The organism is Paenibacillus sp. MMS20-IR301 (genome assembly GCF_032302195.1).
Taxonomy (GTDB): Bacteria; Bacillota; Bacilli; order Paenibacillales; family Paenibacillaceae; genus Paenibacillus_AQ.
Genome location: NZ_CP135275.1, coordinates 5,026,105 through 5,039,125 on the forward strand (window position 1 = coordinate 5,026,105; position 13,021 = coordinate 5,039,125).

The 13,021-nt window shown below is 34.4% G+C and carries 9 protein-coding genes; 2 read left to right on the forward strand and 7 right to left on the reverse strand.

Features of this window, described 5'->3' with window-relative positions:
* Window positions 1–26 precede the first annotated feature (26 nt).
* Complete coding sequence (locus tag LOS79_RS21435) at window positions 27–938, reverse strand: AraC family transcriptional regulator (RefSeq protein WP_315412185.1); 912 nt, start codon at window positions 936–938, stop codon at window positions 27–29.
* Between the two features lie 99 nt (window positions 939–1,037).
* On the opposite strand from LOS79_RS21435, the gene LOS79_RS21440 reads away from it, so the two are divergent.
* Window positions 1,038–1,910, forward strand: coding sequence for an SDR family NAD(P)-dependent oxidoreductase (locus LOS79_RS21440; protein WP_315412186.1), 873 nt, complete (start codon window positions 1,038–1,040; stop codon window positions 1,908–1,910).
* Between the two features lie 343 nt (window positions 1,911–2,253).
* Here LOS79_RS21440 and LOS79_RS21445 read toward each other — a convergent pair whose 3' ends face one another.
* Entirely contained in the window at window positions 2,254–3,420 is a 1,167-nt protein-coding gene (locus LOS79_RS21445) for a hypothetical protein (RefSeq protein WP_315412188.1), read from the reverse strand.
* A gap of 129 nt (window positions 3,421–3,549) precedes the next feature.
* Here LOS79_RS21445 and LOS79_RS21450 point away from each other — a divergent pair, with 129 nt between their 5' ends.
* Window positions 3,550–4,653 carry a hypothetical protein gene (locus tag LOS79_RS21450; RefSeq protein ID WP_315412189.1) on the forward strand — a complete coding sequence of 368 codons (1,104 nt, stop codon included), beginning with the start codon at window positions 3,550–3,552 and terminating at the stop codon, window positions 4,651–4,653.
* 68 nt (window positions 4,654–4,721) lie between these two features.
* Here the strand turns inward: LOS79_RS21450 and LOS79_RS21455 are convergent, their stop codons facing one another.
* The 5 genes from LOS79_RS21455 to LOS79_RS21475 all read right to left on the reverse strand — a co-directional run bounded on the left by LOS79_RS21455 (window position 4,722) and on the right by LOS79_RS21475 (window position 12,946).
* The gene (locus LOS79_RS21455) at window positions 4,722–5,270 is read right to left on the reverse strand and encodes a hypothetical protein (RefSeq protein ID WP_315412191.1); all 549 of its coding nucleotides are present in this window, start codon (window positions 5,268–5,270) and stop codon (window positions 4,722–4,724) included.
* 1,460 nt (window positions 5,271–6,730) lie between these two features.
* Window positions 6,731–7,390 carry an RloB domain-containing protein gene (locus LOS79_RS21460; RefSeq protein WP_315412192.1) on the reverse strand — a complete coding sequence of 220 codons (660 nt, stop codon included), beginning with the start codon at window positions 7,388–7,390 and terminating at the stop codon, window positions 6,731–6,733.
* The gene (locus LOS79_RS21465; RefSeq protein ID WP_315412194.1) at window positions 7,387–8,715 is read right to left on the reverse strand and encodes an AAA family ATPase; all 1,329 of its coding nucleotides are present in this window, start codon (window positions 8,713–8,715) and stop codon (window positions 7,387–7,389) included. The genes LOS79_RS21460 and LOS79_RS21465 overlap by 4 nt, the downstream gene beginning before the upstream one ends.
* Before the next feature lie 1,126 nt (window positions 8,716–9,841).
* Window positions 9,842–11,032 carry an HNH endonuclease gene (locus LOS79_RS21470; protein ID WP_315412196.1) on the reverse strand — a complete coding sequence of 397 codons (1,191 nt, stop codon included), beginning with the start codon at window positions 11,030–11,032 and terminating at the stop codon, window positions 9,842–9,844.
* Window positions 11,033–11,140: 108 nt separating this feature from the next.
* Entirely contained in the window at window positions 11,141–12,946 is a 1,806-nt protein-coding gene (locus tag LOS79_RS21475) for an AAA family ATPase (RefSeq protein WP_315412197.1), read from the reverse strand.
* Window positions 12,947–13,021 lie beyond the last annotated feature (75 nt).

The following is a 13,021-nucleotide window of genomic DNA, read 5'->3' on the forward strand; positions in this document are numbered from 1 at the left end:
CCGCTTTCCCGGCAAAGGGATGCGGTCTATTTGTGCTCTGAGTATGATTTTCTATCCCTCATGCTTTCAATTCGTCTTAGGTTCTCAGTGTCCCGTGCCGGAGGTGAACCGAAGAATCGAGAGTACTCCCGATTGAACTGTGAGGGACTTTGATAGCCCACATGATATGCGGCACTTGCTACTGGATAGCCCTCAAAGGCAATGAGGTTCCTGGCCTCCAGAAGCCTTAATTGCTTTTGAAATTGAATAGGACTTAAACCTGTTGCCCTTTTAAACTGACGGTGAAAGGTATTTATAGCCATGCCGGATTCTGATGCGATCTCGCTAATATCTATTGGCCTCATAAAATTACCGCGAAACCATACTACAACTTGATAGATTTTAGATAAATTACTTTCCCGCAGACCAAATTGCCTCAGATTCCATCCTTGTGGTCCCATCAGAACACGGTAAAGGATTTCGCGCTCATAAGCTGGTGCAAGCGCTGGAATATCTCTTGATATCTTCGATAACCGCAATAAGCGCAGCCATGCCTCCATAAGTTCAATATCCATGGCACAAGCTGCGAAATGCCCGGAAGCAGCCGGTAACAGATTCTCAGGGAGATCTCTTAATAAACTCTGAAGAACATTCTGATTCAACTTGAGACCAAGTGACATGTAAGGACGGCCATAACGGTCTGGATGCACACTCGCCGTCGCAGGGACATGCATCGGTAACACGTAATAGGATGGCCCTTCCAGGTCAGCGCTACGCTCCCCGATTGAGAGAATCTTTGTTCCTTGAACCGTAAAACCAATCATCGGCTCGTAGAGCGCTGCGAGTTGATGAGCGGGGATATCTCCCTTAATCATACTTAGCCCCGGTACTCCGGTCTCAATCTGCCTGGTGCCTGCGTCTTTCATCAGATCAATGATTTCATCAAGGACGTTATTCATGCATTTAGTCTATCATACGACTTCTTATCCCTCAACAGAGTGTTATATCAATCGGTATTTTTGGGTTACTATCCTGCCGATTATAAAGAATAATTTGTGTTGCTCAAAGATTATCGTGGTGTTTTTAGGCAATTCAAAGGCATTTTCAGGCCTATTTTATTGCCGCAGATGCGGCTAAAATTAAAGCCAGATCGAACACACAATAAGGAGGATCTTATGAAAATTGCGATTGTAACAGGCGGAAGTAATGGCATTGGAAAAGCGACGGCACTTGAGCTTGGCAAGCGCGGAATCAGCGTCATTCTCACATACCATTCCTATAAAGACCGGGCAGAAGATGTCGTAAAGGAAATTGAAAAGAATACAGGCGTCCGGGCACTCGCCCTAAAGCTGGATCTGACTCAAAAATCAGCATTCGAAGGCTTTATTCTAGAAGTGAAAGAGAGCCTCCAGAACATTTGGAACAGAAACACTTTTGATTACTTAGTTAATAATGGCGGTGTCGGCTGGCCCATGATGTTCACTGAGATGAGCGAAGAATACTTCGACAAGATTCTTAATACGAACTTTAAGGGACCGGTTTTTCTTACACAGCAGCTTACCGGGTTCATGGAGGATGCCGGAGCTATTGTAAATACCTCGAGTTCATCTAAAAACCAGTCATTTCCGGGCTACTCCGTCTACGGCTCGTTAAAAGCAGCCTTCTCAACCTGGACCCGCTACATTGCCAAAGAACTTGCCCCCCGCCAAATTCGGGTAAACGCTGTTTCACCCGGTCCTACGCACAGCAATTTTGGCGACGGAGTATTTGATAAACACCCTGAATTCATTAAGCCGCTGGCTGAGCAATCTGTATTCGGCAGAATCGGCCAGCCCGAAGATCTGGCCAAGGTCATTGTGAGCTTATTGTCCGATGACTTCGGCTGGGTTACAGCCCAGGACATTGAAGTATCTGGCGGACATTTGCTGTAAGCACGCTGTATTCCCATGTAATATACGGCTGTTAAGGACGATCAATGTGCAGTCCGGACAAAAGGGGTGCCCCATCGTCATGAATCATGACTTATGGGGCACCCCCTTTATTTTCGTATCATTCACGGAACCGCCTATCCATTGCGAACCATTACAGCGACTGACTCCACGTGTATGGTATGGGGGAGGCGACCTAGTTACCGTATTACCTGTTATAGTCAATTTATGTCGCGTAGAATCAAGGTTCGTGCAGGCGGCTTGCCTTCTGTTCGCCTGATTTAATGTGACTTATCACGAATTATTGCGGCAGTTTTACAGCAGTAGGTTACGACCTAAGAAATAATTATTCATCCTTTAAATCCTCAAATTGCACATGATGAGCTAAATAGGATATGTCATTGGTGATGGTTCTACATACATCACCTGCAATTGTTGATTTTAATTTCTTTTCTCCATTCTTTGTTAAGTAAATTACGGATAGTATTTCTTTAGAAGAAATACACCATACATTGTATAAAAATTGCGAAGAATGAATTTCTCTTTGCTGTTGATCTTTTGGATCAAGAGCCCCGTCGTTCATTAAATCATTAACAACAACTGTAACTGAATCATCTTCTTCTTGAAACTGAAGAAGATTAAACCCCTGACTCATTAAGGATATTCTAAACTGATTAATCAACATTGGTTTTCTAAACTCTATAGGTTGCAAAGTGGGTTGTTTAAGTAAACTTATACTATCTAAGTTATCAAAAACAAAAATACATCGAGCTATATTGAAAACATTGGATGTTCTTACAACTTGATGGACGTAACTTTTCAGTTCGTCTAGAGTTAATTCAAACTTCACGTTGTTCTTACCATAACCGCAAATAACCTTGTCACCCTCTATTTCGTATGAATGATGATAGGCAATATTTCTCCAATCCGATAGTTTTAAGGACAAGGGGTTAGTCTTTAATAAATTAGTGAATTGAATTTTATCCAGTACATTGCTTATTGCCACACCAAAATCATACTTCTGGATTTTTTCATAATCATAAGTTTTTCCGTCTATGAGTTTCAATAGCACACAAATTTCATAAACAATATGTTTCGTTCCGATTTCGAGATTATCACCAATGTGTTTCATATAAGTAATAACTGAGTCGTAAAAGTCCGAAATCTGCCCATTAGGGGCATTCTGCTTAACTGTCCACATTAGGTTTTCTTTTTGCGAAAATTCTTTGTGAGTAGACAAGATGATATTCAATGTTTCTACTGAATTAGTACTATAAGCTTCTCGATAGCATGCTAAAACTTCCTTTAATCCATTTAAAAACACTTCATCGTAATGATATCTCACTACGAATTCAAATGTAGATAAGATTTCACTCGAAGTGGCATACTCAATTAATTTTTCATGGTTATCAAAATACTGAGACAAATGACTTACAATAGCTTCTTTTACAACTGATGGTTGATTACCTAAAGTAATTAAGTCTTGCAACATCTCAAGAATTTTATCACTCATACTACTACTCCTTATCACTTATTCTTCTTGTAGCTCATTTCTATTAATATATAATGATTAGTATGGTTCTCAAATAAAGAATGTAACTAAACAATGAAATGCACATGTTTGTTCATGAGGAGGGTTGATATGTATAGTTTTCTTTCAAGAGAATTAGATACATCCGATAACCAGTTTACAAAGAAACGATGGCAATTCAATACAGACACAAGTTTTTCCAGAACAATCCAATTTAATATATTTAGAACAATTGAAACCGACATTACACAAATATATGCACAAAAAGATATCATGAAGTACACTAAAGTTTTGTTTATGCTTTATGAATACGCTAATTATCAACGCACCGAGGGAGAGCAAAATCAGGCTATTAGAGCATATGAATACTTCATGCACGAATCAAATCAAAAGGGCATGTATTTCAACGGGTTCAGAGAGTTTCATGAATCATTAGATTATACAGAAATCTACTACAACATTGCTTTTTTATATCATGAGTTGGGCAACTTTGAAAAAGGAATGCATAATTTCGCTAAAGCAGATGAGGAGCACAGTAAAAGAAATAAGGTGGAGATTGGTCAACTCTTGGTCGGAATGATCGATAAAAAGGGAACTCCGTTTTGGAATTTTAGCAACCACCTTTGCCTAAATTGTGGAGGTTATGATAGCTTCGGTAAACCTTTTAGCTATCAAGCATTGTTTGGTAAAAAATTTGAAGTGAAAGAAGTCAGATTACTACTGGACGATATGCCACTCATACTTAAGTTGCAGTTTGTTTTATCCGTGGAAGAGTTCTGGAACGTGTATTCTTATAGCTATAATATTATGAAAGGCTTAAGAGTTAATCGATTTCTTGGTAATCTCGTATGGATTTTGGAAGCCTACTCTAAATATAAATTAGGGAAAGAGCTCATCAATTTTAAGATTGTCCTTGATGAACTGATTCAAAAACATCCGAGACTCTATCAAAGGTTCAATACCCTTTTGCATCGCACTAAAAATCTGAATACTAATGATAGACTAATAACTTTGAACGAGACAATAGATAACGATCAGGATTTGTTAAATAAAAAGGCTGCATGCTTTGTAGTTGCATACCAATTTAGAAATCATACAGCACATAATCTTACCGAGGAATTTCTTTTATTTAAGGATAGCGCCTATAATAAAAGAATTTTTTGTTGTATTCTCTGGGCATTTTTCATTACCTGCAATGATTTCAAAAATGTTTAAGGTTACATCAGCTTAATTCCTGTTTATATTTTTGAAGTATTTACCTCTCAATGTTTACCAGAAATCATTCAATTACTATCTTCATTCAATTCTATAATGGTCTCCAAATAATTTCCAAGGCACGTGCCATAATCAATTTCCGTTGTCTTTATAGTATCATGAATGTTTCCACCCAAATTACCACATAAAGGGCAAACAACTGCGTCAGCAAATTCATCTGTATCACCTAACAATAAAGTTGGAACAATAAACTTTTCATAACACGTATTGCACTGAACTTTCTTCAAAAAATACTCATTCCCGGCATGCTTAATCCGATTTGGGTATTCATTTAAATGAACAATTTCATGTAGTAATTGTATGGCCTCACCTATAATATGCATGCATTTTTGAATTTCAACAACAAACTCTTCAAACTCAATCCACCCGTTATTATTAATTGAAACGTTATACTCTAAAAAAGTTTCGTCGAAATTAATAGTAAAACTCGCCCCCACCGGACGTTGGTGGATTATTTGATTTCGAATATTTTTAACAATTTCTACATTAATAATAATAATACGAAGCAATGCTTCAAGATTATCTTTTACTTCATATGATCCTGCTATATATCGCACAATATTATCTTTACTTATTCTTTGGAGTCTTTTACGCAGTTTGGTTCTAATTTCTTTTTGTTCATTTTCTGGTAACGGAACATACTCTACACGAGTTCCCTTCCCTACAGGGATAAATTCAGGCTTATATCCCGAGGCTTCTATAATATTTCTCTTCGCTTTATCATCATAAAGTCCTAATTAAAAATGCATGTTTAAAAATTGATAAAGATATTCCCAGAATGAAATGATTCGAAAGATAAGATTTTCGAAATAATAAGCAGTAATTCTATAGTGTTTTTCAGAGTCATGCAACGCTTTATACACAGCATAAGTACTCAAAAGTTCACTATTATAATACTTCTCCGTCTCAATCATCAAAGGATATCCAGTAACCATCATTATTCCTTGGCCATACACGGTTTTTTTATCGGTAAAAAATTTTTATACTTACTCTTATGGATACTTTCAGCATTCTTTAAAATCTTTTTATCAATATTCATAATTTCACTAAAACTTTAAGGATTATTCTTGTCCAACATTTTCCTTGTCTCCTCATCATTCAGCTTCATTTACTCAAAACAAGAATATATTTTTCATTATCTCTTATAAGGATACTGCTGAGTAGGGTGAAAGTATTACAAGGCCAATACAACTTAGGTATGCATAATGCAAATATAAAAAAAGTCCAAGTGAAATACACCTTGGACTAATTTAAAAGCTTAATTTATTTAAGCGAACCTGCCACATATCATTTTTGAACCATTAATATTACCGACTCAACATGTGTGGAGTAAGTAGAGTCAACACATACAATAACAATTAACGGGGTGCCTAAACCCGTTTAATGCCAAATAAGCAATAAATTATTCCGTTACTACAGAAGAGGGTTTGTCAATAAAAATTGATATGAATGCATAAACCTCTGAGGGTTTTTCAAGCTCTCGAAGATTCATGCATCTATTTAATTTTCGCCTTCATCTTTAACGTGGGCTCAAGCTCCTTAAGTTTATGTGAACCTTTCCCCCTAGTACAAAGCATTGTAATAAGCTTTCCCGGTAGACTACTCTCATTAGTAACTTGCAACTCATAGCTGTGTATTTTCGTGACAAATGTAGAATTTAATATAAGATCCCCATAATTCACTTAAACTTGAAGCTCAGAAGTCATAAGTCTCCTTATCTTCGAGGTTTATGCTTAGTTTTTTTAAGCCCGTTCACATCACTAATCATACTCTGCCATACTGGTATAACTCTTTTTAATCGTATAGTTTACCATGTGTATAATGCAAATTGTGAATTACAAGCAACTTCCATTTTTGGATTTTTTACACCTTTATTGTGATTATTTATAGCAAAATCATCTTCTACACATACTCAAAGGTGTCTTAACTAAGTCAATGAGGCGTGATGTTTAGGAAAGCTACGTTTGAATCCAAGGCTTCCCCTCAACAGCGAACACTCTAAGGGTATTTGCAACTATTAGTTTAATCCACAATCTTCTAGTATTTGATCTACGGACTCCCATATCGTTAGGGATGGATTTTCACGATAAAAAGTATATTTTTTGTATTGGAGCTCTTGATAGCCATTACCCACATTGTTTTCCATGATTTTCTTCGCTCTTGTAACAGCCATTTTCACATCCTGCAAAGATATTTTTCCCAAAACACGATTGAAATTGTCTTTTTGTTTATACGTATCAAGATTAGCAAACTGTTCAGCGTATGCACTATTTATTGGTTGTAGATACTGACTTCTATCCTGATAGGGTCTATTAGAATCATTTTTATGAAGAATTATCCATAATTCAAAGGTGAAATTGCTGTAACCTAAAGAATAATTGATTTGTTTTCCTAATTTTTCAGTCTGTCTTAATCTATCAATCATAGTTTGGAATTGTGTTGTGTGTACGGGCTGATTGCTTTCATAATCATACCAATGTGTGATTTTAGTTTTCCCTGTTATATTAATAGATTTAGCACGTTTAACCGGATCCTTTTCAACCTTACTATCCAAAGATACTTTATAATTTGCACTAGGCTCACTATTTATTAGGGTTTGCAACCTCTTTAAATACAAATCTTCAGTTTCTCCTTCAACAGAGAAAAAGTAACGGAGTGTTTGCTTTCTGAATGTCATAATGGAGCTTTCTCCTCCCCAGTCTCCCACATTCCTTCAAACATAGAGCTAAAATCTATATCTTTTATTGCTCCGTACTGACTCACAAAGTAATTTTTCATGTAATCATGACTGTTTCTCACGGCTCTTTTACCTGATGTTCCAAAATCCGATAATGAATAAAGAATACTTGAATATTCTCCATCTTCCCGTTCAACAAATTTTATCTCATCACGTCTAAACAAATTTCGATTCAAAAATATTGGATTATGCGTGTTAAAGATAAGCTGAGCGTTCTTCTTATTAATTTCATCATTATGAAAGATGTTAATAATACTCATTAAAACCATTGGGTGTAATGATGCATCAAACTCATCTATTACCAAAGTGCTACCGTTCAAGAGCGCTCTTATGATGATTGGAAATAGGTTTACAAATCGAATAGTTCCATAAGATTCAAATACCACTGAAGGAATGGCACTCTTCTCACCATGTCTGGGATTTAAAAGAGAGTAAAGTTTTGCTTCCGAATCATCTTCAGATGAAGCAAAGGCTAGTTCATTTGAGCTTACTCCAAATAATTTAGTAGCTTCATTAATTGTCTTATCAATATAAATCGACTGTTTGTCAGAAATTATAGGTATTGCTTGTAAAGCATCTGCTCTACAAAATACTAACAATTTGTTTTCAAACCAGTTAGTGATTAGTGAAGTAAGTTTTGAACTAAACATAGCCTTGAAACCATTTATCAAAAACAATTCTTCATCATTCATATTGTTTTGGGCAAGTTTCATAATACTGTTCTCATTACCTCTGAGTCCAGTAACTAAATATTCCTCAATAGTTTCAATGGACTCGATAATCAGTTCGTTTTTTCTCTGAAAAATCATCTTCTCATTAATACACAGTCTTTCAAGAACAATTTTTCGTTTTGCACTACTCTCCATAAACGAACCTAAATTAATGGACAAAAAGTATTCAATTGCAACACTTTCCTCAATAAACTTAATTGAGAAACTCACAGGAGCATTCCTCTCCGCACTTAAGTTTGGAATAAGTTCGAGAAGTTGAGTAGCAGGATTAGTATTAGATCTACCTTCTCCATTTCTAATATGACCGCGTAGAATGATGGATTTGAAGACCTCCATTGCACTAATAACATTGGTCTTTCCAGCAGCATTAGAACCATAAATAACTGCTGAGCTTAAACCTTTGTATGTCTTAGAACCAAGCTTATCATGTAGTATGCTGAAGTTTAAATCCCTTTGTTTTGGAGCAGGTATCATAGAAAAAACCAACTCATTCCGAAATAGCTTATAATTGTCAACTCTAAATTCAAGAAGCATCAGTGTGCACCTCCATTTTGCAATAATTAATCAAAATACATTTCTAATATATGCTTCATATTGCCCATTAGTCAAAATAATTATTCCATTTTGCAAATAAATTGCAATATGATGAAGTATATAGCATTATAGTCATACACTCACTCAATGCATTATTCACTAGAAAATCAATAAAATACATTCATACTTAACAACCTGTATCCCCCTTTCTTCTCCGAAGATTCCTCTTAATCGTACTTCTCTAATTATAATTAGCCATTTATACTATGTTATCAAAGATTCGCGTATTGTCTACGATTAGGGAAAAGGGTAAGGAGCGCTTACAAATCTTGATTTATCCGATGACTGCCTTTCTTTATCCTCTGGAGTGAAGCCGGGACAAACCGTATATACACAGTGTCGATCACTTGCAGAAGCAGCGATTGTTTGTCGACAACAAGGGATATGTAACAAGTGTCATCGAAAAAAACAACTAACCGATTATCTGCCCCTGCTTCTATTAAAGTTTTTTTTTGACACTGAAGAATCAGCACCTACGTTGAATCAATCTTGGTATTGGGAAGGCAATGTACAAAGCAAAGTGGTAACCCACCTAGCTTTAAACGGTTTTTCAATCCGCAGTGTTGCAGATACTTCAACTAAAGTAGCCGGTAAAGATTATTGCCGTTTCTCATGAAGGAAAGGAACTATAGGTCAGCGTGAAGGGTTATCCTGATAAGAGTTCCAACGTTTAAGCAAGACATTGGTTTTCAGGTGCGGTATTCGATCTTGTTCTCTACCATGGAGAGAATCCTGATGTTAATCTAGCTGTAGCTATGCCTGACGGTTTCAACACTTACTTGAACCTTTCACCACGTATTAAATGGCTTAAAGAATCCATGCCTTTTTATATCTACTGGGTAAATTAATCCGGGGATGTCCGGTTTGAGTGACACAATACTGCTCCTTCCTCAAGAACCCGGAAGCCCCGTTCCTCGTCCTGTAAACGTTTAATGACGATTTTTCCGCTTCATTTATGATACGGTTCTCCGTTACTTCTACAGAGCTAAACCGAAAGGCACCCAGTCAGGTGCCTTTAGTAGTTCTCCGAACATATTCATTTTTGCTACTGTAGAAATAAGGATTCTCATCTTTCCAAAGCTTTCAATCTTTCGATAATATTTATATTGCCCTCTATTCTCGAATGACCCAATTCATCAATTAAAATTTCCGAAACCATCTTACTAAGTATTACATCTTTATAGAAGTCTTTTTCAGTCACCATACTGGTTATTATTTTCAACTCATCAAATAATTTAGGAAACCCCTTCTCTAATTGATACTGATAGAGTTCATTATAAACTTGGGATTGTAATAAGATTTTTTGTAAATATGATCTATGGAAATTATATATATCTTCTAACCTTAAATACTTTATGTTATTTTCTACTTTCTTCTTGAGTTTTTGGTTTTCCTTTTCTGTTACGCCTGGTATTTCTTGGTGTTTAATGGAAATAGTAAAGTCATTCGAAATACCCAATATTGAATTCACATAGTTAGGAATATTTTGAACTGTAATGGCTTCAACAATCTTAGAATTTTGTTGATTAGCTTCTTGACCAATCATTCTACGATAAAAGCGAAAAGAATCATCAATTCCTTTTTCAAAAGGTGAATAAAATTCCTCATAGTTGAATTCTATCTCACCCTTTAGTGATTGGTTACAAATTTTACATGATGGCACAAGATTGTATGCTGACATTGAAAAAAGAGGATACTTGTGTTTTGGTAAGAAGTGGTCCAACTCTGGACTGGTGCCTCTTCTTTTCTCTCCTACTAATTTTCTATTATTTGCGTTTATTCTCTCCTCCTGGTTATCACTTTTTATAGTTAAAATAAACTGTGCGTTACAGTATGGACAAACATTTATATCAAAGCTTTCTACATATTCAATTCTGCTCCATAATTTATTTTCTGCAATAAAACCACCCTTTGAAAAATTTGTGTATGCATTAATAAACACATTAGAGAAAAAGTCCTCAACAATTTTTCTGCAAATATGGTTGTCTTTAAAGTGTTGCATAATAGTGGTTTCATATTTACTTTGAATCCTTCTTAATTCATCAATATCTCCAACTGCAAGATTCTCCATTTCATCAACTACAAGATTAATAACTTTTCCTATCACGATAATTTCCTTGTCTATCAATTTCAAGAAGATATAGTTTTCCACCTCTTCAGAGGCCCTATTCTTATTCTTATTTTTATTTCTTTTTATTTTTTGATATTTTTCTCTTATTTCTTTTCTATATCGCTCAGGGTTTTCACATTTTTTCATAATAACGGATAATTTATGCTTTAAGCATTGTCTATTTCCTGTGTTTTCACATAAATATATCTTATGATTTTCTATAATAGTAAGTGGTAGCGTTATGTAGATCACTTGTTATTCACCTTGCTTTAGTTGTTGTTCTAGTTTTTCCACCCTACTTAAGAGCTTTTCAATTTCATCTTTAATTGCAGTTTGATTAGGCTTCAAAAGTTTTAATTGTTCTTCAAATATTTGTATTAATTTTCTTTTTATAATTGGCTCACCTATTATATGAATGTTATTTCGGATTCTTTGTGAATTAATAGAAATATATTCAGGAGTATTAATTAGTAATTCGTGAATTAATGCATTTATTTTCTCTTTTGCAAACTCTCCCATTAAACCATCTTGTAAAAAGAATGCATGTGAGTATAAATGATGAATATTTGCACCAAATGTTAAATGTGTATCTTCTAAATTATCTAAGCACACTACTTCATTAGATTCATCACGCTTTAAAAATAAATTTCGATCACTCGGTAAATCAGATAATATGAATGGCGAATGTGTTGTCAAAATTATTTGAAGAGGTTTATTAGTTTTTTCAAAAATCATTCCAACGCCTTCGAGTAATATTTTTATCATTTGCTTTTGCCATTGTGGATGAAAATACAACTCCCCCTCATCAATTAGTATAATTGTCATTTCTTTTATAGGATCAAACGTTAACTTTTTATATGCTGCATATATCCTTGAAAACATATTTAAAAAACCATATTCGCCACTGCTTAACTCTGTCCAAATTAATCCGCCTAAACCATACTGATTCCATTTCATAAACAAAAAATTAGCATCTTGACTAATAGTTTTTATATTTATTCTTGCTCTAATGCCGTTAGCTCCGACCCCTTGAAATTCATCTACTTTTTCGTCGATGATAAAGCTATAAATAATTTCAATTTCTTTTTCCAAACAGTCAAATCTATTTTTGAATTTTTGTTTTAGATGATTTTCAATATCTAACTTTTCATTTATCACATTTTTAATTGCCGCGAACTGATCACGTAATGACTTATTTTCTTTTTCAACAAACTCATTAGTTAATGATAAAACAGGCTTTTCTAGTAAATATTTCAACGAACCCAATTCATTTTTCAGTAAACTATGTATCTCCGAATAAACATAATATGAACAATTCTTCAACATTTTTCTGTAGAAAGATTTTTTTCTCGGTTCCTTATTCATTAACTCTTTATCTTCCATATTATTTTTAATTATATTTTCTATTTGTTTCTGAGGGAGTGTTAAAAATACAGGAGAGTCCAACTCAATAGTAGTTAAATATAAATAAATACTTTGAGGAATATTACATATCAAGGAAAAATCTGTTTTCCCAAACTCTCCAACAAACAGTATTTGGTTGTATAAATCCTCTAAATAAAATGATCTTATGTCCTTTTGAATTAGATAATTTGTTGTTACATCTATGTGTTTATCTCTTGCAATATTTTTATTATTAAAATAACCAGCATCAATGACATTTGAAAAATATATCGTATTATATTTCTGCCTATTCCATTTATATTGGACTTCAATGTCATTATGTTTTTTAAACTTAACTCTTTGATTGGTATGTATAATAAATTTTTTATCTTTCTCAATAATGACAATATAATTTTCTGTTTTTTGTCCGGTTACAATATTTCTAATATTATTTAGAATAGAGGTTTTCCCCACACCATTAGCACCAATAATTCCATTTATCTCTATTAAATTTTTTTGATTATTTTGTGTGAAAAAATTTTCTATATAATATACGTTCTCTTGATAATTCAATTCACTAGTCTCATGATTAAACGAAAAAGTATATCTGCTTCCTAAATTATACGAAACCGCATTAACTATATTTTTCATTTCAAACCATATGTAGACTAACTTCATAATCTGCCTCCTATTTTGTATTAGCTCTCAATATTTTTGAGTAGTGTAAAACTGTAGCGAATAGAAAATAAACCT

What these genes read in the sequence shown, in the direction of transcription:
- LOS79_RS21435 (WP_315412185.1), bottom strand. Translation starts at nt 938, where the DNA reads ATGAATAACGTCCTTGATGAAATCATTGATCTGATGAAAGACGCAGGC.
- LOS79_RS21445 (WP_315412188.1), bottom strand. Translation starts at nt 3,420, where the DNA reads ATGAGTGATAAAATTCTTGAGATGTTGCAAGACTTAATTACTTTAGGT.
- LOS79_RS21450 (WP_315412189.1), top strand. Translation starts at nt 3,550, where the DNA reads ATGTATAGTTTTCTTTCAAGAGAATTAGATACATCCGATAACCAGTTT.
- LOS79_RS21460 (WP_315412192.1), bottom strand. Translation starts at nt 7,390, where the DNA reads ATGACATTCAGAAAGCAAACACTCCGTTACTTTTTCTCTGTTGAAGGA.
- LOS79_RS21465 (WP_315412194.1), bottom strand. Translation starts at nt 8,715, where the DNA reads ATGCTTCTTGAATTTAGAGTTGACAATTATAAGCTATTTCGGAATGAG.
- LOS79_RS21470 (WP_315412196.1), bottom strand. Translation starts at nt 11,032, where the DNA reads ATGAAAAAATGTGAAAACCCTGAGCGATATAGAAAAGAAATAAGAGAA.
- LOS79_RS21475 (WP_315412197.1), bottom strand. Translation starts at nt 12,946, where the DNA reads ATGAAGTTAGTCTACATATGGTTTGAAATGAAAAATATAGTTAATGCG.